This is a genomic window from uncultured Microbulbifer sp. (genome assembly GCF_947498635.1).
Lineage (GTDB): Bacteria > Pseudomonadota > Gammaproteobacteria > Pseudomonadales > Cellvibrionaceae > Microbulbifer > Microbulbifer echini.
Genome location: NZ_CANMKV010000035.1, coordinates 22,330 through 45,245 on the forward strand (window position 1 = coordinate 22,330; position 22,916 = coordinate 45,245).

Annotated in this window: 20 protein-coding genes; 17 read left to right on the top strand and 3 right to left on the bottom strand. The window is 50.8% G+C overall.

The window, feature by feature from the left end:
• Positions 1–192: 192 nt before the first annotated feature.
• Positions 193–1,677 (top strand): bifunctional 2-methylcitrate dehydratase/aconitate hydratase, encoded by a 1,485-nt coding sequence (locus Q1A69_RS15845; protein ID WP_299587435.1) that lies wholly within the window; start codon positions 193–195, stop codon positions 1,675–1,677.
• Between the two features lie 132 nt (positions 1,678–1,809).
• On the opposite strand, the gene Q1A69_RS15850 is transcribed toward Q1A69_RS15845, so the two are convergent.
• Complete coding sequence (locus Q1A69_RS15850) at positions 1,810–2,787, bottom strand: porin (RefSeq protein ID WP_299587438.1); 978 nt, start codon at positions 2,785–2,787, stop codon at positions 1,810–1,812.
• Between the two features lie 283 nt (positions 2,788–3,070).
• On the opposite strand from Q1A69_RS15850, the gene Q1A69_RS15855 reads away from it, so the two are divergent.
• The 12 genes from Q1A69_RS15855 (at position 3,071) to Q1A69_RS15910 (ending at position 18,233) form a co-directional block, all read left to right on the top strand.
• The gene (locus tag Q1A69_RS15855) at positions 3,071–5,620 is read left to right on the top strand and encodes a DNA internalization-related competence protein ComEC/Rec2 (RefSeq protein WP_299587441.1); all 2,550 of its coding nucleotides are present in this window, start codon (positions 3,071–3,073) and stop codon (positions 5,618–5,620) included.
• A gap of 80 nt (positions 5,621–5,700) precedes the next feature.
• Complete coding sequence (locus Q1A69_RS15860) at positions 5,701–6,327, top strand: MotA/TolQ/ExbB proton channel family protein (RefSeq protein WP_299587443.1); 627 nt, start codon at positions 5,701–5,703, stop codon at positions 6,325–6,327.
• A 15-nt stretch (positions 6,328–6,342) separates the two neighbouring features.
• Positions 6,343–6,762, top strand: a complete 420-nt coding sequence (locus Q1A69_RS15865; protein ID WP_299587445.1) for a biopolymer transporter ExbD — start codon at positions 6,343–6,345, stop codon at positions 6,760–6,762.
• A 115-nt stretch (positions 6,763–6,877) separates the two neighbouring features.
• Positions 6,878–8,692, top strand: coding sequence for a lipid A export permease/ATP-binding protein MsbA (gene msbA, locus Q1A69_RS15870; protein WP_299587448.1), 1,815 nt, complete (start codon positions 6,878–6,880; stop codon positions 8,690–8,692).
• Positions 8,693–8,700: 8 nt separating this feature from the next.
• Positions 8,701–9,735, top strand: a complete 1,035-nt coding sequence (gene lpxK / locus Q1A69_RS15875; protein WP_299587450.1) for a tetraacyldisaccharide 4'-kinase — start codon at positions 8,701–8,703, stop codon at positions 9,733–9,735.
• On the top strand, positions 9,725–10,492 hold the full coding sequence (gene kdsB / locus Q1A69_RS15880; RefSeq protein WP_299587452.1) for a 3-deoxy-manno-octulosonate cytidylyltransferase: 768 nt from the start codon (positions 9,725–9,727) through the stop codon (positions 10,490–10,492). Before lpxK ends, kdsB begins: the two co-directional genes overlap by 11 nt.
• Before the next feature lie 12 nt (positions 10,493–10,504).
• Positions 10,505–11,521: a UDP-N-acetylmuramate dehydrogenase gene (gene murB / locus Q1A69_RS15885; protein WP_299587455.1), complete on the top strand. Its 1,017-nt coding sequence runs from the start codon at positions 10,505–10,507 to the stop codon at positions 11,519–11,521.
• A 557-nt stretch (positions 11,522–12,078) separates the two neighbouring features.
• On the top strand, positions 12,079–12,732 hold the full coding sequence (locus Q1A69_RS15890) for a response regulator (protein ID WP_299587458.1): 654 nt from the start codon (positions 12,079–12,081) through the stop codon (positions 12,730–12,732).
• A gap of 43 nt (positions 12,733–12,775) precedes the next feature.
• Positions 12,776–14,590: an excinuclease ABC subunit UvrC gene (gene uvrC, locus Q1A69_RS15895; RefSeq protein WP_299587460.1), complete on the top strand. Its 1,815-nt coding sequence runs from the start codon at positions 12,776–12,778 to the stop codon at positions 14,588–14,590.
• 104 nt (positions 14,591–14,694) lie between these two features.
• On the top strand, positions 14,695–15,261 hold the full coding sequence (gene pgsA / locus Q1A69_RS15900; RefSeq protein ID WP_299587462.1) for a CDP-diacylglycerol--glycerol-3-phosphate 3-phosphatidyltransferase: 567 nt from the start codon (positions 14,695–14,697) through the stop codon (positions 15,259–15,261).
• Between the two features lie 248 nt (positions 15,262–15,509).
• Positions 15,510–17,219, top strand: a complete 1,710-nt coding sequence (locus tag Q1A69_RS15905) for a sulfatase-like hydrolase/transferase (protein WP_299587465.1) — start codon at positions 15,510–15,512, stop codon at positions 17,217–17,219.
• Positions 17,220–17,276: 57 nt separating this feature from the next.
• Positions 17,277–18,233 (top strand): lipid A-modifier LpxR family protein, encoded by a 957-nt coding sequence (locus Q1A69_RS15910; RefSeq protein ID WP_366525597.1) that lies wholly within the window; start codon positions 17,277–17,279, stop codon positions 18,231–18,233.
• Between the two features lie 127 nt (positions 18,234–18,360).
• Here the strand turns inward: Q1A69_RS15910 and Q1A69_RS15915 are convergent, their stop codons facing one another.
• On the bottom strand, positions 18,361–18,834 hold the full coding sequence (locus Q1A69_RS15915) for an LEA type 2 family protein (protein ID WP_299587471.1): 474 nt from the start codon (positions 18,832–18,834) through the stop codon (positions 18,361–18,363).
• Positions 18,835–19,349: 515 nt separating this feature from the next.
• Between Q1A69_RS15915 and Q1A69_RS15920 the strand changes: the two genes are divergently transcribed.
• From Q1A69_RS15920 to Q1A69_RS15935, 4 genes are all read left to right on the top strand, one after another.
• Complete coding sequence (locus Q1A69_RS15920) at positions 19,350–19,640, top strand: hypothetical protein (protein WP_299587473.1); 291 nt, start codon at positions 19,350–19,352, stop codon at positions 19,638–19,640.
• 50 nt (positions 19,641–19,690) lie between these two features.
• Positions 19,691–19,996, top strand: a complete 306-nt coding sequence (gene tnpB / locus Q1A69_RS15925; RefSeq protein WP_299587485.1) for an IS66 family insertion sequence element accessory protein TnpB — start codon at positions 19,691–19,693, stop codon at positions 19,994–19,996.
• Between the two features lie 68 nt (positions 19,997–20,064).
• Positions 20,065–20,862, top strand: coding sequence for a transposase (locus Q1A69_RS15930; protein WP_299587476.1), 798 nt, complete (start codon positions 20,065–20,067; stop codon positions 20,860–20,862).
• Positions 20,795–21,655 carry an IS66 family transposase gene (locus Q1A69_RS15935; protein WP_299587480.1) on the top strand — a complete coding sequence of 287 codons (861 nt, stop codon included), beginning with the start codon at positions 20,795–20,797 and terminating at the stop codon, positions 21,653–21,655. Before Q1A69_RS15930 ends, Q1A69_RS15935 begins: the two co-directional genes overlap by 68 nt.
• Before the next feature lie 475 nt (positions 21,656–22,130).
• On the opposite strand, the gene Q1A69_RS15940 is transcribed toward Q1A69_RS15935, so the two are convergent.
• Positions 22,131–22,463 (bottom strand): YnfA family protein, encoded by a 333-nt coding sequence (locus tag Q1A69_RS15940; protein ID WP_299587483.1) that lies wholly within the window; start codon positions 22,461–22,463, stop codon positions 22,131–22,133.
• Between the last annotated feature and the right edge of the window lie 453 nt (positions 22,464–22,916).

Sequence of the window (22,916 nt, forward strand, 5' to 3'; positions counted from 1 at the left end):
ATTTTTTCGCAGTTCCAGTAGTTAGCTGGTCTAGTATTGTGACGGTCTAAAGCACAAAGAGCCAGTATCATCGAGATGTTCTATGTTTCTGCCAAGTCTTGGGTTTAGGGGCTTCCTCAATCTTATCGAGGATGGCGACTAGAGCCGCTAGGCTTGTTGATTTCCCTTCATACCAACGTCAGGTTCTCAGTTATGTGCTCCGATTCAAACCGGACTAACCGCCCGGAATATGATCAGGTGATACAAGATATCGCCGATTACGTTCTCTACTACAAGGTTGATTCAGATGAGGCTTGGCGCACGGCGTGCCACTGTCTCATGGACTCCCTCGGGTGTGCATGTTTGGCGCTAAGTTTTCCTGAGTGCACAAAATTACTCGGCCCTACAGTAGAGGGGACTCTGGTCCCCAGTGGCGCCCGTGTTCCAGGTACACAATTTTGTCTGGACCCAGTAAAGAGCGCCTGGGATATAGGCGCTACCATTCGCTGGCTGGATTACAACGATACCTGGCTCGCGGCGGAGTGGGGGCATCCTTCTGACAATTTGGGAGCCATATTGGCCGTCTGCGACTATCTCTCCCAGAAGAAATTGACCTTTGCAGAACCCCCGTTAAAGATGCGAACCGTTCTAGAGGCGATGATAAAAGCCTATGAGATCCAGGGCGTATTGGCATTGGCAAACAGCTTTAATCGTGTGGGCCTCGATCATGTTCTGCTTGTGCGGGTCGCTTCAACGGCAGTGGTGGCCTGGCTAAAAGGCGGGAGTAGGGAAGAGGTGATGGCAGCCATTTCCCTGGCGTGGGTGGACGGCAGCGCCTTACGTACTTACCGGCATGCGCCCAACACCGGTTCGCGTAAATCCTGGGCTGCAGGGGATGCTACGTCACGGGGAGTTCGTTTGGCTGATATCGCCCTGCGGGGGGAGATGGGGGTGCCCGGCGCACTTACCGCAAAACAGTGGGGTTTTTACGATGTTTCGTTCAGTAAGACCAGCGCAGATCAGAAAATAAAGGCGCCGGAAAATCGTGAATTTCACTTTCCCCGTGATTACGGCTCCTATGTTATTGAGAACATTCTGTTCAAAATTTCCTTTCCCGCAGAGTTTCATGGTCAGACAGCTTGTGAAGCGTCAATTATCCTGCATCCACAGATTGCGGGGCGAATTGCGGAAATTGATAAAGTTGTAGTGACTACCCATGAATCGGCTATTCGCATTATCGCTAAAACAGGCCCCCTGGCGAATGCTGCGGATAGAGATCACTGTCTTCAATATATTGTTGCCGTCGGCTTGCTATTTGGTCGTTTATCTGCTGGTTTTTACGAGGATGATTTTCATCGGGATCATCCAGAAATAGATGAGTTGCGCAAAAAGATGGTTGTGGTAGAAGACAAGCGTTATTCCAAAGAATATCTGGAGCCAGAGAAGCGATCTATTGCCAATGCGGTTCAGGTGTTTTTTAAAGGCGGCGGCAAGACAGATCAGGTTGCCGTCGAATATCCATTGGGGCATCGGCGTCGACGTACGGAGGGTATTCCGTTGTTGGGGGAGAAATTCAGATCAAATCTACTCTCGCGTTTTCCCCCTCACCGAGTAAAAAAGATTGTCGGTATCTTCGAAGAGCAGGAGAAACTTGAGGGAATGCCAGTGAACCGATTTATGGACCTGTTAGTAATTTAGTAAAATCCGCTTCCATTTTCGTCAGGTACTAAAAAGGCGGCTAAAGCCGCCTTTTTTCAAGCTCTTTACACTGAGCGATCGCCTAACGGCTCAACCTAAACCCAATTTGGATGAGCGTTGCTCAGGGTGTTATTAGAACTTGTATTCAGCACCGATACCGGCATAGTTGCGGTCGTAGTCGCCATCAGCAGTTTCGTCGGTGTAGAAACCGAATACTTTGGCTGCGCTGTTGAACTTGTAGTCAACGCCCAGGCTATAGGTCTCACCGTCTTCTTTCTTGATGTCAGACTGGCCGTACTGAGCTTTTAGAGTCCACTGCTCGATTTTGTACGCAACAGAGCCCATCCAGCCGTCGGTGTTCTCACCTGCGCCATCTTCCTGGTCTTCAAACAGTGCACCAACCTGTACAGGGCCGATGTTGTACTGGGCTACAAAGCGCTGAACGTCAACGTCCTGACCTTCAACATCCTGGTCGATGGCGTAGGCCATGTAAACACCGTTGTTGTCATAGGCAACGGAAACGGAAACACCGTTATCACGGGTAATTTCATCACCCAGAATGACGTCACCATTATCGTCCTGACCGAGGATTTCGTAGCCAATTACTTCGTCTTTGTTGCTGATGTAAGCCGCAGAAGCTTTGAAGCCTGCGAAAGACGGCGTAGTGTACTGCAGGGCGTCCTCTTCGCGGTTGTCGCTGCTGGTGATCAGGCTTTTGATGTCGCCTTCGAGGTCGTTGAACAGGTCAACTTTCTTCTGGGCTACTTTCAGCGGGGTGTCGAATTTACCCGCGATTACCTGACCGAAGCCGCCTTCCAAACCCGCGTAGATGTTGCGCTGGGAGAAGGTGTCATCAGCGTCGCCGTCCATATCTACCTGGTATTCCATGCGGTAGATACCCTTGATACCGTCGGTCAGGGCGATCTCACCCTTCACGCCCAGTCGGGAAGCGTTGCTTTGAACGTCAGTGACAGAGCCGTCATCTTCGTCGGCAGACTGGAAGGTAACATTGGCTTTGCCGTAAAAGTCGAGGACATCGCCTTCTTCTTGGGCGTTGGCCAGAGTAGGGATCATGGCAACAATGGCCAGAGAGAGAGCGGTCTTATTCATAGTCGTCTCGCACAGATTATGGTTGTGGTGTGAGGGGAAGCCTTCCGTTTAGTTTGTTGGCTGTCCCTCGATTTGGTGCGGATTTTGCGACCTGAATATTACAAACATGTTAAAGGCGGTATTTTTCTTGAAAAAATATGACCAACGAGTGTCATAAAAACGGCAAAGGCCGTCATTAAGTGGCTTAATATGTCGGTTTCGGGCGGTTTGTGGTTCCATGGTGCCGGTTGTACGAAGGGCCCAGTCTAACGGAATACTCATTACGAAAGGGCCTTGTACAGGGATGACAGGGAAAATATCGGTCTACAAACCATTCAATGCTCAAAGTTGTAGCGGCTTGAAGGACATCGGTTTGCTCGAGGGGGTGACCCCGGCGCTTTGGGTGTTTTCCTTATCGATGGTCGCAGTGGGTTTGCTGCCCACCCTACCGGAGCTTTGGGTGATGCTGGGGGGCTATCTGGCTGTACTGCTGTCGCTGCTTACCCTTTCTCGGAATCGCACACTTTTGGTGCTGCTCTGTGTTTCTATGTTTGGGGCGTTGTGGGCTCTTATCAGTAATCAAGCGGCGTTAGAGCAGCGCTTGCCTATTACGGCACAGGGTACTGATCAGCTCCTGACGGTCGAAGTTGTCTCTTTACCCGAGGAGAAGCCCGCTAGGGGCAACGGCTGGCAGCGGTCTTTGGGTAGGGATATCCGCTTCCAGGCACGAGTACAGGAGACGGGTCGGGGCCCTATTAAGGCGGGAAGCCTTCTATATCTCACTTGGTATCGGGTCGATAAAGATGTTTTGGCACGCTTGCGCGGTAATAGCCATTGGGTTTTGCCGGTGCGGCTAAAACGCCCACGGGGTAGCGTGAATCCACATACTTTTGATTACGAGGGCTGGCTGTTACAGCGTCGGGTATATGCAACCGGCTATGTACGTACGCGGGATCTAAAGCCGCAGTGGTTGCGGCAGGGTAGTGGATTATCCTTTGTGCGAGATCATCTTAGGGGAGTGATTCAAAGCTTGCCAATTGATCACCATGCTTTGGTAGCTGCACTGTTGCTGGGTGATCGCAGTGGCCTTTCTAATACCGATAGGGAGATGTTGCGACAAACGGGGACAGCTCACCTCCTGGCGATCTCGGGTCTACATGTGGGCATGGTGGCCGGGTTTTTCCTCTTTGTGGGGCAGTTACTGGCACGTTTTTTGGGGGTGTTGGTGGGTATAAGTCCCAGATGGCTGCCCTTGTTATTGGCTCTCACCGGGACTTTAGCTTATACGCTACTAGCGGGTGCGCCCCTCTCTGCGCAGAGGGCCTTGCTGATGATCTGGGTTTTACTGCTGGCATGGCACTGGCGGCGCAGGGTGGGCGCTGGGCTCGCTTTTTCAGTGGCTTTGGCGCTGGTATTACTTATCCAACCACTGGCCTTCTTCGGTGTCGGTTTTTGGTTGTCTTTTTCCGCTGTGGCGGCACTTCTATTGGGGTTTTCTGGTCGGCAGGCCACTAGGCCGGAGGGGAGTGCACGATTAAGTGGTGAGGCGGCGAATAAATTGAGCGGGCTGCCTAAGCGCTGGCTCTCCTTTTTTGTGTCGCTTCTGCGCAGCCAGTGGTGGGTGGCTCTGGGGCTGATCCTGCCTTCTGTGGTGTATTTCTCCGGTTATAGCACGGGGGGAATACTGCTTAACTTGCTTGCCATTCCCTGGCTTGGCTTATTAATACTGCCGGCATTAATGCTTGGTGCCTTGCTCGTGGGGTCGAGCCTGGGGCACTGGTGCTTTAAGTTTGCCGACTGGCAGTTGGATCTTCTTATGACGATGCTTGCTCGAGCCGAGCAATTCTTACCCAGCTGGCAAGCCCTGACGCCCCCTCAAACTTCCAGTTTGCTCTTTGTGTCAGCGCTGTGCGTTCTTCTGCTGGTTTTGCCTAGGGGCTTACCGGGGCGCTACTTGGGGTGGCTTTTCCTACTTCCGCTGTTGCAGCCCTTGCTGCCTGTGTCGGTTGTGGAGCAGCGCCAGGGGCTTACCTTCACTGCATTGGATGTGGGGCAGGGACTCGCGCTCTCTCTGCACTCTCCTGAGGGGCGGCTCGTATTTGATACGGGGCCGGTTTCCTCTTCAGGATGGAGTGCTGGCAATGCCATAGTCGCGCCCTATCTCAGCGGAAGCGGTGTAAAGGTGATCGATGCCTTGATTGTGAGTCATGGCGATCGGGATCATGCCGGTGGGGTGGAAGGTTTACTACAAGCCCTACCATCAACCCGTCTCTATGCCCCTGGGCAATTAGGGCAGAAACTTGCGGGCACTTTCAATATTCCAACTGAGCCCTGCGTGGCGGGGGAAAGCATCTCATTTGGCGAACTTTCTGTGCGCTGGTTGTGGCCGCTACAAAGGGAGATCGATGGTGAAGAAAACGATCACAGTTGTGTTGCCTTGGTTGAGTGGCGCCATGTACGGATACTGTTAAGTGGTGACATTAGCCGCTCGGTAGAGCGTCGGCTGAGACAGTTGTACCCAGAACAGGGGCCGGTGGACTTACTGGTGGCGCCTCACCACGGTTCCAAAACTTCATCTTCACAAACCTTATTGACCTGGGCAAAACCAGAGCGGGTTATTTTCAGTGCGGGATTTCGCCATCATTTTGGGCATCCGCATGCCGATGTTGTCGCGCGCTACCGTGCAATGGATACGCAAATTTTCAACACAGCACAAAGCGGAGCGATAGAGTTTTTTTGGCATGATGAGGCTTCGGAGCCCGTGATCAAGCTGGGTCGATCCGCACCAAGATTTTGGTATGCGGATCACAATGGTAGCGCTGAAGCTAGTAGAGGACTTAGCCGCCGTGAGTAGCTGTGATAAAGTGCTGTCTCTGCGCCTTTGTTGCAGGAAAAAATTCCATTAATCCCTCTCGCTGTTTGGGGCTAAGAAAAGTGTTTGAAATAATAAAATCTGGCGGCTGGCTAATAATGCTGCCGATCTTACTCTGTTCCGCTGCCGTTATTGCCATTTGTATTGATCGCCTATGGACACTGAACCCACAGCGCATTGCACCGCGTACTTTACTGGGTGAAGTGTGGGGGTGGTTGAAGAGCAATCAGGTCAACGGGGAAAAACTCAAAGAATTGCGCGACTCCAGTCCGCTTGGAAGAATTTTTGCGGCAGGCCTATCTAATTCCCGCCATGGCCGCGAAGTCATGAAAGACAGTATCGAAGAGACTGCGAGCCAGGTAGTACATGAACTGGAACGTTTTCTCAATGCCTTGGGTACTATTGCCGCGGTTGCACCTTTGATCGGTTTGCTGGGCACCGTCCTTGGTATGATTCGTGTGTTTAACGCAATTGTATTGGAGGGAACTGGTAACGCGGGCATTCTTGCTGGCGGTATCAGTCAGGCCTTGATTACTACGGCGGCGGGTTTGATAGTGGCTATCCCGGCACTGATGGCACACAGGTATTTCCAGCGTCGCGTGGATACCATCGTGGTAACCATGGAGCAGGAAGCGGTGAAGCTGGTAGATGCTTTGCACAGTGATCGCAAAATTGAAAATGCGGCCTGAGTGAGGTAGCAACCGATGCAATTCCGCCGACAAACTAAAGAGCAGGATGGGGTAAACCTTACGCCATTAATCGATGTGGTCTTTCTCCTGCTGATTTTCTTTATGGTGTCGACCACCTTCACGAAAGAGAGCCATCTGAAGCTGAACCTGCCTGAGGCCGCTGGACCACAGGCGGCTGAACAATCGCGCGCTGTTGAAATTATGATCAGTGCGGACGGTTCTTATTCGGTGGATGGCCAGGCGTTGATCAATAAAAAGCTAACCACTTTGAAATCTGCGCTGTCGGAAGTTTCCGCAGACGAGTACAATCGCCCGCTTGTCATAACCGCCGACGCCACCGCTCACCATCAGGCCGTGGTGCGGGCAATGGATGCCGCTGGACAGTTAGGTTTTGTAAACCTAAGCATTACTACACGGCAACCAGAAGAGAACTAGCGCGCTGGGCTAAGTTTCCAGTCAGGGATTGACTGCTGGCCCCGCGAGCGCACTCGCCCTTTTACCCAAGTGGTAAGGGCGAGTCCAGTCATTGGTCTGTATGAAGAAAGTAACCATGCCCCCCAATAAACCACAGCGCGGGGCGCACACCTACCGCCGCTTGCTCGCCTATGCCCGACCACACCTAGCTATTTTTGGTGTTGCTGTTTTGGGCTTCTTCCTGTTTTCCATCATGGGCGTCAGTCTGATCGCTGTTACGGAACTGCTTCTGGACGCCGTGGGTGCGGGTATTCAGGAGAGCCGCGGCTTTCTCTCGAAGTTTGTGGCCTCCTATTATCCCGATGGCGTGATGCCGCAAGAGACGGCGCGCTGGCTGGTGCCCGTGGCCATGCTGATCATTATTGTTCTGCGTGCAATAGGTAACTTTGTTGGTAGCTACGGACTCGCCTATGTTGGCCGTGCCGTGATTCATCAGCTGCGCACACAGCTTTTTGAAAAGATCGGCCAGTTACCCAGTGCTTATTTTGATCGCTACACCGGCGCTTATTTGATTTCAAAAGTCTCGTACAACGTCGAGCAGGTGACCAACTCTATTACCAAAGCGGTAAAGGTATTGTTTCGTGAGACCTTCACCACGATTGCATTGCTGGCCTACCTTTTGCTGGTGAACTGGAAGTTGACTTTAACTTTCTTCCTGTTTGCCCCATTGATTGCTCTTATCGTGCGTACCGTGGGCAAACGTTTCCGCAAACTGAGCCACCGTATCCAGAATTCCATGGGGGATGTTACCCATGTTACTCAGGAGGCCATCAACGGTTATCAGGTCGTTCGGATGTACGGTGGGCAGGAGTATGAAAGTACTCGTTTCCAGACGGCCAGTGACAATAACCGCAGACAGTTTATGAAACTGGTGGTGGCCAATAACGCCAGCGTATCGGTGATCCAGATCCTAGTTGGCCTATCGACCGCCACGATTGTTTGGCTGGCACTGGCACCGGGTATGGTGGAGTCGATGACGGCGGGTGTTTTTGCCGCTTATATCGGTGCGGCGGCCTCTCTGGCGAAACCCGTGCGCAGCCTCTCTGAGGTTTTTGCCGATATCCAAAAAGGGATCGCTGCTGCGGAAAGTATTTTTGAGGTCATGGATATTCCCAGGGAGCCAGAGGGTGGGTCTGAGGCGCTGCCTAAGCCTGTTCACGGTGCTGTCTCCTTTGAAGCGCTCGATTTTCGTTACGATGAGTCTGTACCTCAGGTGCTCTCGGAGATTAGTTTCTCGGTGGAACCGGGTGAGACAGTGGCTCTGGTGGGAGCTTCCGGCTCCGGTAAGACTACCCTGGTGAGCTTACTTGCGCGTTTTTATGAGCCAAGTGGAGGCCGCATCCTTATTGATGGCGCCGATATTTCGTCCGTACCGTTGCGGGATCTGCGCCGACATATCAGTATGGTGTCGCAGAATATTGTGCTGTTTAACGATACGGTCTACCGCAATATTGCCTACGGTGAGCTGGAAGGTGCTCCGAAGGAGAATGTATTGCGCGCTATTGAGTTGGCGCACGCGTCCAGTTTTATCGAAGAGCTTCCCAAGGGGCTGGAAACGGTGCTGGGGGATAATGCTCAGATGCTCTCTGGCGGACAGCGCCAGCGCTTATCGATTGCACGAGCGCTGCTGAAAGATGCGCCAGTCTTGATTCTCGATGAGGCCACTTCGGCCCTGGACAATGAATCCGAGCGTCATATTCAGTCGGCCCTGTCGGAAGTGATGAAAAATCGCACCACCTTTGTGATCGCCCATCGCCTCAGTACGATTGAAAATGCCGATCGCATTCTGGTCATGGAGAAAGGGCGCATCGTTGAGAGTGGCAAGCACAGCGAGCTGCTCGCTCGCGGTGGGCGTTACGCCACATTATTACAACAGCAGACTATGGGTTAGGGCACTGGATGTCACTGGAAGATTGGTTTAACAAGCGCTGGTACGCAAAGAGTGGCAAGAGCCCCTCTTTGTCCTTGCTTACGCCTCTGGAGTTGCTTTACAGCGGTGTGAGTAAGCGGCGCAGGGTGATCAGCTCCAGAACACCGCCAGAGCCATTACCAGTCCCAGTGATTGTTGTGGGTAACATCACTGTCGGCGGAGCCGGCAAAACGCCGCTAGTGGCTGAGTTGGCACGCTGGTTGAAAGAACGGGGCAGAAACCCCGGTATTGTCAGTCGGGGTTATGGGGGCCGTGCCGAGCAGTACCCCTATCAGGTGACAGCCCAGTCACACCCTTTGGAATCCGGTGATGAGCCTTTGATGCTGCACCTGATTACCGGGGTTCCTGTGATGGTATCCCCGAATCGGAGTGAGGCGGCCAAGGCGCTGATTGATTACCATCAGTGTGATGTCATCCTCTCTGATGATGGCCTACAGCATTACAGTCTCTGGCGCAGTTTTGAAGTTTGTGTGGTGGATGGGCACCGGGGTCTCGGCAATGGGCATATGCTCCCAAGAGGCCCGCTGCGGGAGTCTGCCAGCCGATTGCAGACCGTGGATCTTGTGGTCAGTAATGGAGAGCCCGAACCCAAGGTGAAAAAGCAGTGTGGCGCCTTGCTGGAGTACCAGATGACCCTGGAGCCCTCTTGCTGGCATCAGTTTAATCTCGATCAGACTTCGACTTTGCGTCTGACCTCCGGCCCTGAACCGGGCCCCTGTCACGGAGTGGCGGCGATTGGCAACCCGCAGCGGTTTTTTCGCGCGCTACAGCGTATGGGCTTCAAGGTGATGGAGCAGCCTTTTGCCGATCATCATCAATTTAGCTCTCAGGAGTTGCATTTTGACGGTGAGACCCCCGTGATTATGACCATGAAAGACGCGGTAAAATGTCGGGACTTTTGGGAGAGTCATTGGTGGGCACTAGAGGTGCGCGCCAGGTTACCCGATCTTTTCTATCAAAAAGTGCATCAGCACCTGCAACAGTTTTCCGAAGATGAAAAATAAATATTCGTTTGATGTGATTATTCCCGCTCGTTTCGGCTCCAGCCGACTGCCGGGCAAGCCATTGGCAGATATTGCCGGTAAACCCATGGTACAGCATGTTTTTGAGCGTGCCTCTGAGAGCAACGCCGAGCGGGTGATCGTGGCCACTGACAATATGCGGGTAGCTGAGGTTGTGCGAGGCTTTGGTGGAGAGGTGTGTATGACCTCCGCGGATCATGCCTCGGGTACTGATCGTTTACAGGAGGTGGCCAGTAACCTCGCTTTGGCCGATGATCGCATTTTGGTAAATGTACAGGGGGATGAGCCTTTAATCCCTGCACAAGTCATCAACCAGGTGGCTGCCAACCTCGCGGAAAATACCTGTGCGGGTGTTGCTACTCTGTGCGAGCCGATTTGCTCGATAGACGATTTTCGCAACCCGAATATTGTCAAAGTTGTGGCCGCACAATCCGGGCTGGCTCGCTATTTCTCTCGCGCACCTATTCCCTGGCCGCGCGATGCGTTTGCCATCCACGCAAATGCACTGCCGCAGGGCTTGGAACCCCGCAGGCACATAGGTATCTATGCTTATCGTGTGGCGCTCTTACAGCGCTTTGTAACCTGGCCAGTGGCGCCCCTGGAGCAGTTCGAAGCCTTAGAGCAGCTGCGCTTTTTGTATCACGATGAGAATATTCATGTGGCCGATGCCTGTGCGGAGGTGCCCGGTGGTGTTGACACCGACCAGGACCTTCAGTGTATGCGGGAGCTTCTCGGCTAAAAGTTGGCCCTAATGATAGAAACCGATATCGATTTGCAACCTCACAATACCCTGGCAATCTCGGCGCGCAGTGCCCATTTTGCCAGAGTGTGTACTCTGGACGAGCTGCGTGAGGCTCTGGTTTTTGCCCGGGAACAAAACCTGCCAATTTTACCGCTGGGCGGCGGCAGTAACATTGTATTGACCGGTGACTTTCCCGGTCTGGCAATTCAGGTGGACCTGCGCGGTCTCTCTTTTGGGGCGAATCAAGGTGGCCAGGTTATTGAGGCGGCAGCCGGAGAAAACTGGCACCAACTGGTAATGACTACGGTCAAGAACGGTATGGGGGGGCTCGAAAATCTCGCGCTGATTCCCGGCAAGATCGGAGCTGCTCCGATCCAGAATATCGGCGCTTATGGTATTGAGCTATGTGATCGCTTCGTGGGGTTGCAAGCCGTGGAGATCGCCACGGGTGAACTCCACGAGTTTTCCAAGGAAGACTGTGGTTTTGCCTACCGAGACAGTATTTTCAAGGGGCGCCTAAGGGATAAATATATTATTACCCAGGTTACCTTGCAGTTACCGCAGTCTTGGCAGCCCCGTATAAACTACCCGGCGCTGCGCCAATATATGCTGGCACACGATTGGAACTGTGATTCATTGACTCCGGGTCAGGTTGCCCAGGCTGTCATTGATATCCGCAACAGCAAACTGCCCTTGCCGGATAAGATTCCCAATGCCGGCAGTTTTTTCAAAAACCCCCTGGTGGATTCGGGGCTGTATCAAAACCTAAAAGCGGAACATCCAGATCTAGTGGCCTATGCCTCGGGTGAACATTGGAAGCTCGCTGCCGGTTGGTTGATCGACCGAGCCGGATGGCGGGGCTTGCGACGAAGCACTGTTGGTGTGCATGAGCAGCAGGCACTGGTGTTGGTCAATCCGGGTAGGGGTGCTGGCGATGAGTTGGTGCAGCTCGCCCAGGATATTGCCGAGGATATTCACTCAAAGTTTGGGGTTTCCCTCGAGCCTGAGCCGCGTTACTACCCGTAGGGGCCAATAGTGAATGAGGGAGGGTACTAGTCTGATTGATGCGGAATCTATGGTGGCTGCATCTGCCTAGTGCCTATTAACTCCCGAGTTCCATAACTTTCTGGATATCTCCTCCCGGCCCAAAGTCCGCTTTCAGTAGACAGGGCTTTATGCTGATTAATAGGCGGGTCGGCGTTATACTCTATAGAAATAATTTTCGGTATTTATATTCCCAAAAGTACCTTAAAAATTTCCCTTTTATTTAAGTATCTTATTTCGCAAATCGTGCGGTATGAGGCCCGTTGTTCGCAGGATGATCATTTGCTTTGTTTTTAAGCTATAATTAATAGTTATATAGAGGGTAAGATCCTGCGGTTAATCTTAGTTCCAGCAGCATTTGAGACGGTGCTTTCGCTTTGCAGTAGCGTTTTTGTCTGGTATGTTGCGACAGGATTCTTGGGGTGAATCTACACGAGGTAGTTTCCTCGTGAGTAAAAAGAAGAACGCAGTTAACGGGCACGTGCGATGGGGATTGATACGCAGCGTAGCCACTGCACTTATCCGTAGTTGGGGATAGCTTGATCAAAGTCTTAGTGGTGGATGATCACGATCTTGTGCGAATGGGGATTTCGCGCATGCTGAGTGACGTCGAAGATATAGAGGTTGTTGGCGAGGCGAACTGTGGCGAAGAGGCCTTGGAGTTTGTGCGCGAGACTGAGGTCGATGTCATCCTAATGGATGTAAAAATGCCGGGTATGGGTGGTCTGGAGGCAACTCGTAAACTGCTCAACCGCTGCCCGCATGTGCGAGTAGTTGCTGTTAGTGCACTCGATGACGATCTGTTTCCCGGCCGCCTTATGCAGGCTGGAGCCATGGGGTATGTTACTAAGGGCGCGGACCTTGAGGAAATGGTGCGAGCTATTCATACGGTAATGAATGGCGGCGTTTTTATTAGTAATTCCATGGCTACCAAAATGGCTTTGCGCAATGTTTCCGGCCAGCCAGATAACCTTTCTCCTTTTGAAAAACTTTCCAAACGTGAGTTGCAAACCGCAGATATGATTGTGAACGGGGCCAAGGTGGCTGAGATTGCCAAGTCGCTTTCGGTCAGCCCGAAAACCGTGAATAGTTATCGCTATCGGATCTTTGAGAAACTGAATATTAACAGCGATGTGGAATTGACCCTGCTTGCCGTCAAATATCAAGTGCTCGATCCCGAAGCGGCCCTCTAACAACAAACAGTGCACTCACTGAATCTGTATTACCGGTTGCCAGATGTTCGATAGCAAGCGTTTCCTCTCAACGGTTACTCGTAAACCGGGCGTTTATCAAATGTTTGACGCTGACAACCATATTCTCTATGTGGGTAAGGCGAAGAATCTGCGCAATCGGCTTGCGAGTTATTTTCGCAGCTCGGGCCTTACGACTAAAACCATGGCCTTGGTGCAGAAAATAGGCAGTATCGAAGTAACGGTTACCCGTAGTGAAACAGAAGCGTTGGTGCTTGAGCAAAGCCTGATCAAGTCTCAGCGGCCACCATACAATGTGATGCTGAAAGATGATAAAGGCTACCCTTATATTTTTCTTTCCAGCAGTGATACCTTCCCGCGCATCGCGTTGCACCGTGGAGCAAAACGCAAGAAAGGCCGTTATTTCGGCCCTTTTCCCAATGCTTCGTCGGTACGCGATAGCCTGAATTTCCTGCAAAAGACTTTTCGTATTCGCTCCTGTGAAGACAGCGTTTTTCGCAATCGTTCCAGACCCTGCCTGCAATATCAGATTGATCGTTGCACGGCTCCTTGTGTCGACTTTATCAGCCCCGATGAATACCGTCAGGATGTGCGCCATGCGGAAATGTTTCTCACGGGCAAGAGCGACAATATTATCCGCGAGCTGGCCGATCAGATGGATGAGTCCTCTAGAGCATTGGAGTTTGAAAAAGCTGCGCGTTTGCGTGATCAGATCTCCGCGCTGCGACGCCTGCAGGCGGATCAGGTAGCTGAGGGAGATACGGGGGATGTCGACGTACTGGGCGTCGCCACTGAGGGCGGTAGTTGTTGTGTGCATGTGCTTTTTATTAGACAGGGGCGAATCCTCGGCAGTCGCAGTTATTTTCCCAGTGAGCGCTTAGGCCTAAGCCAACCGGAACTGCTCTCTGCTTTTGTGCCGCAATTTTATCTGGGAGGGCCGAGGGAGATACCACGGGAAATCCTTGCTTCTGAAGCTATGGAGGACTTAGCTCCTTTACAGCAGGCGCTCAGTGCCCAGGCGGGGCGTGATGTGGTCGTCACCCATCGGTTGAGGGGAAGGCGTGCTACATGGGTGGAGATGGCCCAGCAGGCTGCCCAGCAGAACTTGAGTAGTCGCACCGCTGCCCAGCAGAAGCTGTTTAGTCGTTTTGAAACGCTTCAAGAGGTGCTTGGGCTGGAGCAGCTACCAGAGCGGTTGGAGTGTTTTGATATCAGCCACTCATCGGGTGAAGCTACTGTTGCCTCTTGTGTGGTTTTTGACACCGGTGGCCCGGTGAAATCGGATTATCGTACTTTTAATATTGAGAGCATTCAGGCTGGGGATGATTATGCGGCGATGGGGCAGGCGCTGAAGCGTCGTTACACCCGTCTGTCGGGCGGTGAGGGTAAGTTCCCAAATATTCTTCTGATTGACGGCGGTAAAGGGCAGGTGACTCAGGCGGTTGATACCCTCAATGGCCTTGGGGTTGTCGGTGTTCAGATTATTGGTGTGGCCAAGGGCACTACTCGGAAAGCTGGTTTTGAAACCTTGCACGTCGTTTCAACCAGCAAGGAGTTGGTGCTCGCCGCCGATTCTCCTGCATTACACCTGATTCAACAGGTTAGAGATGAAGCACACCGCTTTGCCATCACTGGTCATCGGGCAAGGCGTGACAAAAAACGAAGAGAGTCCCCTCTGGAAGGGATAGCTGGGGTGGGGCCAGCTCGTAGGCGAGCGTTACTGCGTCACTTCGGTGGTCTTCAAGAGATTAAACGGGCTGCGGTGACAGAAATTGAAAGTGTTGAAGGCATCAGTCGCAAGCTCGCTCAAGATATATACTCGGCATTACACCAGGAGTAGTCACGAGGCCTGGTAGGGGATTTTTTATTTAGTGTCCCTCATTCAGCGTTTCAATTTGTATCATGGCTTGATAACGTACGCCCTCCGCAAGAACAGAGAAAAGTATGACACTCGCCAACCAACTCACACTACTTCGCGTCGCACTCATACCAGTACTGGTTGCAGTCTTCTATTTACCTTACAAGTGGAGTTATATTGCCTCTGCAGTAATTTTTGCCGCTGCTGCGGCCACTGATTGGCTGGATGGCTACTTGGCAAGAAAGCTAAATCAGAGCACCGCTTTTGGCGCTTTCCTTGATCCTGTTGCAGATAAGTTGATGGTGGCTACGGCACTGGTGCTGCTTGTAGGACTACATAAGAGTGCTTGGTTTACCGTCGCTGCGGCGATCATTATTTGCCGTGAAATAGCGGTATCTGGTTTGCGAGAGTGGATGGCTGAGCTGGGGCAGCGTAATAGTGTTGCGGTGTCTTATGTCGGTAAAATTAAGACAACTGCTCAGATGGCGGCGATTATCGTGTTGCTGGCCTTTGATGTTCGCGAATTCCCGGTAATGGAAAGTCTCGGTTACCTGCTGTTGTATATCGCCGCGGCTCTCACACTATGGACCATGGTGATGTATTTACGCGCTGCTTGGCCAGTCTTAATGGTGGATAACCATAAATCGCCATAACGATACTACAGCTAGTCTTGGCGCCCTTTTGAATAACATGGGGCGCCACTTTCTGCTTTCCTTCTTTCTTTTTTATCTTTACCACTAACCCACCTGTGTCTTCACCTTCATAAATTTTCCAGCTTGTCGCCGTAGGAGCCACCCTTTAACTCTTTTCTTCTAGAGTGATGAATTGGGTTTGCCGCCCATCTGGTGAGGAACATTAATTCTCTAGCCGCATAGCCATAGATAACCATGGAGGGTGGATCGTGTTTGTAAGGCAAATACTGGCTGGGCTCTCGATGCTACTGTTTTCAACCTTGTTACAAGCACAAGTAGTGCACGACGCCGAGTACTATGTGTTGAAAATGCAAAACGGGGAGCGCTGGGCGCAAGAGGATTCAAAGATTGGTAAGCGTCTAAAAGCTATGCGGGACAAGCACGGGCAACCGCCCAATATTGTTTTCTTACTTTGGGATGATACCGCTTTTGGTGCGGTTGGCTTTCCTGCATTGCAGAAAAATTTCGGTTATTCGACCCCAAACCTTAACAAGATGGCAGCGGAGGGTATCAACTTTACCCGCATGTATAGTGAGCCTTCCTGTACCCCCACCAGGGCCGCGGTGCTTACAGGGCGTCACCCAGTGCGGCATGGCATGGGAGAGGTGGGAATGCCGCATGAGTTCTCTGGCTTACGAGCAGAGGAGGTCACAATTGCTGAGGTATTATCTCGGGCCGGTTATGCCACTGGCTTCTTTGGTAAGGGTCACTTGGGAGATATAGAGGAGAGCTACCTCCACAATCAGGGATTCGATGAGGCGTTATTTACCCCAATGAACCAGATTACTTCCCTTTATAACCCTCAGGCCAATGTGGCGAATGCAGTACTGGGGTTGTTTCCTGATATTTACCCCCCAGACCCCTATCGCCTGGATAACCCAGGGCTGGTTCCCGCTGGCTGGGTCATGAATATTGAGGGGGAGAAAGGCCAGCCTGGGCGTGAATGGTGCGGAACATCCAACGAGTGTTTCAGCAAATTTGATCCAGAAGCTGAGCGTCGCACTATGGCATTCATTCAAAAAAATGCCGAAGCCAAAAAACCCTTCTTTGTGGCCTACTGGCCTAATTTTCTCAACTTTATGGCCGCATATATGCCTAAGCGCTCAGTTGCAGGGCTAATGGTGGCGGATGCATTTCCGGCGGTAGATAACTTTGTCGGGCAGTTGATGGAAGAATTGAAGAGCCTTGGAATTGCGGAAAATACACTGTTTATCGCTATGGCCGACAATGGCCCAATGGTACATAGCCCCCCGGCAGGCTGGGGGATGCTGCCAATGCTCTACAGGGGCGGCAAGGGGGATTTCACTGAGGGCGGCGTGCGGGTACCGGCTTTTGCCTGGTGGCCTGGAGTGATAGAGCCAGGGCAGGCAGTTGGGGATATTGTTCACATCACCGATCTCTACACCACATTTGCCAAGCTCGGTGGTGCGGCCGAGTATATTCCAACGGATCGAGTGGTAGATGGCCTAGATCAAACAGCACTGCTATTGCATGGCGATACCCATGGTCGCCGTGATTATGTCTTTATCTATACCGGCGACAAGCTGGGGGCTACGGTAAAGGGGCGTTATAAGCGCCACTGGATTGGGGCCGGGGAGGTAGCATCTTCCGGAATGCCGGAAGCTTACTATGACCTCTATATGGATCCTCGCGAGGAATCTCCCCAGCTGGTGCCCTTGATCCATACTCAAGGACAATTCAATCACATGGTGGCCCGGCATCAGCTCTTTAAGAAAAAGTACCCCGATGTGCCCAGTGGCACGGGTATCCCCTATACAGGCCTTGCCAATGCGCGGCCTGAGACCAAGGCTATTGGGCAGCGGGTTCGAGCAGTTGTGGATGAAATGCCCTTTAGTATTGAGGAATACCTGGAGTTTGAAATTCCTGGGGCGGATAAGGTTGGGGACTGGGGACATTAATCACACGGGTGTGAGTTTGGCGATGCTTATTTAATCAAACGAAAGGGCCGGGTAAGGATGCTGAAAAATAGAAAAATACGCCCCATTTTTATAATTGGCTTGCTTTCTGTCTGCTATCACTCCGTGTCCCATGGGGATGGCTCTCCCAGAGGGAGATTGCAGGTGGAGCTGGTAAATGATGCACTTTTCCAGACAGACAGGGACTATACCGGTGGTCTCTTCATCCGTTGGAGCCCCACAGGTAAACCCTACACCTTACGGTTTGGCCAGGAGATTTATACCCCGGATCATCTGGGCAGGTCTAAGCCCTACAATAATGAACACCCTTATGCGGGCTGGAGTTACCTGGGGGTTAACTACAGTTACCCTTTATCGGATCGTTGGCTGATCGATATTACTATCGATGCTGGAACCGTCGGCCCAAGATCCGGTGCTCGTCTGACGCAGAAGTTTCTGCATTGGGTTGTCTCCTCATCACCCCCTCAGGGCTGGGATTCGCAGATTTATAATGAATGGGGAGTGATGCCAGAACTAAAGATGGATTACCGTCTATCCCAGGGGGAATTTGGAGGCGCACACTACCGTCTAGTGCCTTATCTGCGCTGGAAAACAGGCAATATCATTAGGGATTATGGTGCGGGGTTTCGTTTGCTGCTAGGCAGTGCTTTACCGGCCTTCAGTGTGCTATCTCTCCCCCAAGAAACTGAACATTACTGGTATCTACAGGCTGGATTTGAGCATAAAACGGTTCAAAGAAACGTGTTGATGGAGGGGAACTCTAAGGTTAGAGGGGGGGTAAAAATTTTCAGTTATGGTGTGACTCCTGAGAAGGAGCTGACCCTCGCCAATCTGGGTGCTTTCTTTGGCCGTGGGGCCTACGAATTTGGCTTTAATATCAGATACAACACAAAACTTTATACCGTCCAGGGGCATCCCGATGAGGGTTTCCTGAGTCACAATAGTGCCCCTATGGGAAACTTTGTGATGTCCCTAATTGTCACCAAGCAGATGTGAGGGCTTTGTAAAGAAGAGTGTAGGCAGTTATACCCTCTGGGGTATTTTCCTTGCGAATGCCGGCCAGGAAATGGTACCGGCATAGCCAAGCTGAATATTCGGAAATTCTACAAGCCTCGTATAATATTCAGCGATATTGGTTCAAGCTTATCACTCCACTTCTATTTACTTTGATTGAGGGAATTAGGGATTTGCTCAGGCCAATCTTTGCTTCCAGCTCATAAGGCACGGTGTTCTGGTTTTGATTGATAAGGTTCACAGCGGCAAAAATAGAGCCTACCAGGCTGGCTGTTGCATCCACGGCAATATCATTCTGGCCATAGGGGGCAATAGGCATCAGGTTGTTAGACGTGCCCGTCAATACTTTATGCCCCCCCAGCCGCAGGGTGTAGTAAAGGCCTGAGAGTGCCAGCTCACTGTTGTTGGGGTTGAAGACTCTAAGGTGGATCCGAAACTTGAGGTTATTTCCAGCTCTTGCCGGTAGAGGTTCTATTGCAACCACTTCCACCTCAGGCTTTTGGAAATTGGGTGAGAGCACCGCACAGCCATTAAGCAGTGCAGTAAGTAATAATACCAGAGTGAAACGATAGTATTTTGCCACTGTGATTCCTTGATTATTCTATCCGTAAATTCATACACCCAGTTAAGGTGTCTGATGGTATATATTTTGAACTCCCTGTATATGTTGTCGGTTGACCGCTTTTAGTCGACAGAGCTCCCGTCCTAGCACCGCTCCATTGTTTATAACCCCGTGACCGCGCAACATTACTGGCGCTAGAGGTCATAATGAAGATGTGGCTTCTAAGTTTGACAGCATTGGTATTGGTATTGTTTCCCAATCTGGAAATGGCTTTTGCTCGCAGTGGGATGGCTAAAAATCAAACAAAATGAGTCCGGGGAGATAGCCTGATGTTTCTGAGTAAGCTGAAGCATGGCATGGATCACATTGTGCCGCTGTTTCTAGGTGCCGAAGCTATCCGGAAAAGTGGAGGAGGTGGCAGGCTTTAACATCGCCGCGCGTCGCTGCTATTTGTAAGCGGTACATGAACCACATTATTCAACTTGCTCTGGCAGGCTGCCATGATACCCCCTCCATCAACTTCGGAGGACGGCCCCATGAATCAGCAACAGTGGCAAACCCATATCAGGGCCTTTGAGAAAAGCTCTCAATCCAAGCGCGCCTATAGTCGTAAACACAATCTAAACTACAGCCAGTTCCTCTACTGGTACCGCAAGCTATCCGAACAAACTTCGGTGTCTGATACCCCTGACTTTGTTCCCGTGGCTATCAAGTCCCCTGTGGCCACTACGGGAAACCTGGGTATATTGGAGTTCCCTAATGGCATAAAACTGGTGATCAATAGCCCGGTGTTGTTGGCGCAAATTCCTGGCCTTATGGACCTGTAAATACGATGTGGCTACCGTTTAACAGCAAAGTCTGATTTTACCGTCAGCCCATCGATTTCAGGAAACAGATTGATGGTATTGTGCTGCTGGTGGCTGATACATTACACAAAGATCCGACATCCGGTCAGCTCTTTGTCTTTCGCAACAAAAAGGCCGATAAAATTCGTATGCTCTACTGGGAAGGTAATGGATTCTGGCTCCTTTATAAGCGAAATGAGAAGTCGAGGTTTATCTTTCCTGGCATTTCAAATGACGCAATAGAGTTGTCGATTTCACAGCTACAGTGGCTGCTTTCCGGGTTGGACTTTATTCAGCAAGAAGAACCAGAAAAACTCTATTTTTCCCGCTTTTATTGATACGTATAGAGCCTGGAAAATAGTAGCCCATGGTATAATCCACACATAAATTAACATCGGAAAACCCAATGGCTACCGATGATACGCTACAGTGCCAGGTTGAACAGCTTACATGTGAACTCAAACTCTCACGCCAACGGTGCGAGCAGTTTGAAAAGGCTTACAATCAGCTATTGTTTCAATTCAAACAACTGCAAGGTTCTCTCTTTGGTCGGCGCTCTGAGCGATACGAAGACCCTGATGATCCCCAGGGATTGCTATTCGAAAGTTCAGAAGCTCGAGATGAAAGTTCCTTAGAGGAAAATGATGCTTCACCCTTCGATGGCGACAAAGACCTGGACGATGCGGTTAGCATTGCGGCATACAAGCGTCATAAAAAAACAAAGAAGTCCTTTGCCGAACACTTACCAAGAAAAGAGGTGGTAATCCCTGTCTCAGAGCAGGATAAAACCTGTGCATGTGGCTGCCAAAAGAACCTCGTTGATTACGAACGCCATGAGCGCTTGAACTACATACCCCCGGTATACGAGGTGATTGTAGAGTTGCGAGAGAAGGTTGCCTGCCCTAAAGGCTGTGTAGGTCAAATAGTTATTGCTCCCAAGCCAAAGCATATCCTACCCAAGGGTAAGTTCACCGAATCCATTCTAGCCCATCTCATTGTCAGTAAGCTTGATGACCGACAACCCTTCTATCACCTGGAAAAACAGTTTGAGACCCGCGCCGGCTTTAGCTTTCCCCGTCAAACCATGGCTCGTACTGTTATCGATTGTGTAACTCCCCCTACAACCACTGAGCAATTTGCTAAAAGACGAGGTCATTGGCTACGACATTGGGGCTCTGGATGCCACATCACTCCAAGTTCTTAACGAACCTAGCCGGCCAGCAAGCCGAAAATCTTATGCCTACTGTTTCCGAGGTGGCCCTCCAGGAAAGGAAGCGATCCTCTATGAATATAATGCCGTTGATCACAAAGATTTTGTAAATGACTGGTTTGCCGGCTTTAAGGGCACGCTGCATTGCGATGCTGACCCATTTTTTGAGTTGTTATTTGAGCAGACAGTTGTAAACCCAAATCACTGCAATGCACATGCCCGGCGAAAATTTGAACCCATAGCAAGAGCGGCACAAGGGGATGGGCTAGCAAAGCAGGCAATGCACTTTTATAAGAAGCTCTATCGGGTTGAAAGGAGGGCCAAAGAGAATCAGCTGATCGCAAAGCAGCGACACGATTTACGACAAGAGGGGTCCAGGCCGATTATGACTGCCTTTAAGTGCTGGCTGGATGAGCACCACCCGCAAGTGCTACCCAAATCCCCGCTGGGTAAGGCAATGAATTACTGCCTGAAATATTGGAACGGGCTTTGTGAATTCCTCAATGATGGTCGCTTAGAAATCGATAACAATTTGACTGAACAGGAAATCAAACCCTTTGTCATGGCTCGAAAGAACTTCCTGTTTGCATCGTCGGTCAATGGCGCTAAAGCACTGTGCCTGCACTTCAGTTTGATTCGCACTGCCAAGCTCCACGGCCTTGACCCCTACAGGTATTATGTGGAGGTGCTTAAGCAGATTCCTCACTGCCAATCCGTTAAGGATTATGAGGCACTGCTACCCTGGAATATCCAGCTTGAAAAGGTTGGGCTGGCAGTAGTCGCGTAATGTAGGGGCGTTGCCAGCAAGAAGGCTGGCGCAAGCTGCACCCCGCCATGTTTCTGGATTGACGTCACTTCTTGTTTAGCTTCGGTGACTGGCCTACTCAAGAACCCAACTTGAGTACCTCGAATAGAGTACTCACCTGTGGCCTAGTAAGATCGCTTACCCAAGTTTACATGGCGGGTTCATGAGCTTTGCAGGATTAAAAGCGGGCTTGTGTTCCATTGTATGGTTGGTAAGAGCGCTCAGCTCTTGATCAAGGAGTGGGACGGCGAAGCCAAGCCAGCCTTTTAAGTGCAAAGAACAAAAGGTCACCGCAAGGTGTCACATAAAGGGTGGGTACCATTGTGTAGTTATTACTTGAAGCCCAAGCGCAGAATAAAACTGGTGTATAGAATTGAGCGCCATAGTGGGTGGTATGAGATGCCTTGCTAGATATATCAGATGGAATTCTACAGAATGCAATAAATTCATAGATTTGTTAGGCGCTTTTAGGTGAAAACATGATAATTGCCATCCCACTCAGTGCAACTGCTGAACCGACCAAATCCCAAATAGTTGGAGTGGTACCTTCAATAATCCAGAGCCAAAGAATAGAAGAGCCGATATAAACCCCTCCATAAGCAGCGTAAACCCTACCCGCAGCAGATGGATGTAGAGTGAGCAACCAAACAAATGCCCCTAGGCTAACAGCAGCTGGTATTAACAGTAATATACTTTTATTCTGCTTGAGCCATAAGTAAGGGAGGTAGCACCCAATAATTTCAGCGATGGCGGTTATAAAAAATAAAAAGATAGTTTTTAGTTCAAACATAACTCTTCATCGCCATCTCTTTAGTGAATGTCAATCGGCTAGACAGTAAGTGAGGCTAGGCATGTTTTTTGATAATTATAGCTAGTTTGTAGTAGGCTCCCATTCGTCAATAGTATTATTATTCCCTTAACTCTTGGCCGGTAATCAGTTATTGTGACGTCTTTAACCATACTGTTGTCGATGCATAGTAGCAATGGATTATCTTGGTTGCTGAATAAGGCGTGTTTTTCCCTAGAAGCTGCTTCATAACTTCTTTAACGTAATTAGCATACAGTCAATATAGGAAAAAGCCCTGCAAGAAAATAAATAGTGATTCCGCCTGACGACCAAACGGCGCTACTTCCCCTCCAACGTCGTACATGCCTTCTGAGCTTTCTGATCCTACCCACCAACGACGGACACACCACTAAGCGACTAGTTGTTCCTCAAACGCCTCAGGGCTGAGATAGCCAT

Excerpts from the sequence above, each read along its gene's own strand:
- Q1A69_RS15845 (WP_299587435.1), top strand. The coding sequence starts at position 193 with ATGTGCTCCGATTCAAACCGGACTAACCGCCCGGAATATGATCAGGTG.
- Q1A69_RS15850 (WP_299587438.1), bottom strand. The coding sequence starts at position 2,787 with ATGAATAAGACCGCTCTCTCTCTGGCCATTGTTGCCATGATCCCTACT.
- Q1A69_RS15855 (WP_299587441.1), top strand. The coding sequence starts at position 3,071 with ATGACAGGGAAAATATCGGTCTACAAACCATTCAATGCTCAAAGTTGT.
- Q1A69_RS15865 (WP_299587445.1), top strand. The coding sequence starts at position 6,343 with ATGCAATTCCGCCGACAAACTAAAGAGCAGGATGGGGTAAACCTTACG.
- msbA (WP_299587448.1), top strand. The coding sequence starts at position 6,878 with ATGCCCCCCAATAAACCACAGCGCGGGGCGCACACCTACCGCCGCTTG.
- lpxK (WP_299587450.1), top strand. The coding sequence starts at position 8,701 with ATGTCACTGGAAGATTGGTTTAACAAGCGCTGGTACGCAAAGAGTGGC.
- kdsB (WP_299587452.1), top strand. The coding sequence starts at position 9,725 with ATGAAAAATAAATATTCGTTTGATGTGATTATTCCCGCTCGTTTCGGC.
- murB (WP_299587455.1), top strand. The coding sequence starts at position 10,505 with ATGATAGAAACCGATATCGATTTGCAACCTCACAATACCCTGGCAATC.
- uvrC (WP_299587460.1), top strand. The coding sequence starts at position 12,776 with ATGTTCGATAGCAAGCGTTTCCTCTCAACGGTTACTCGTAAACCGGGC.
- pgsA (WP_299587462.1), top strand. The coding sequence starts at position 14,695 with ATGACACTCGCCAACCAACTCACACTACTTCGCGTCGCACTCATACCA.
- Q1A69_RS15910 (WP_366525597.1), top strand. The coding sequence starts at position 17,277 with ATGCTGAAAAATAGAAAAATACGCCCCATTTTTATAATTGGCTTGCTT.
- Q1A69_RS15920 (WP_299587473.1), top strand. The coding sequence starts at position 19,350 with ATGAATCAGCAACAGTGGCAAACCCATATCAGGGCCTTTGAGAAAAGC.
- Q1A69_RS15930 (WP_299587476.1), top strand. The coding sequence starts at position 20,065 with ATGGCTACCGATGATACGCTACAGTGCCAGGTTGAACAGCTTACATGT.
- Q1A69_RS15940 (WP_299587483.1), bottom strand. The coding sequence starts at position 22,463 with ATGTTTGAACTAAAAACTATCTTTTTATTTTTTATAACCGCCATCGCT.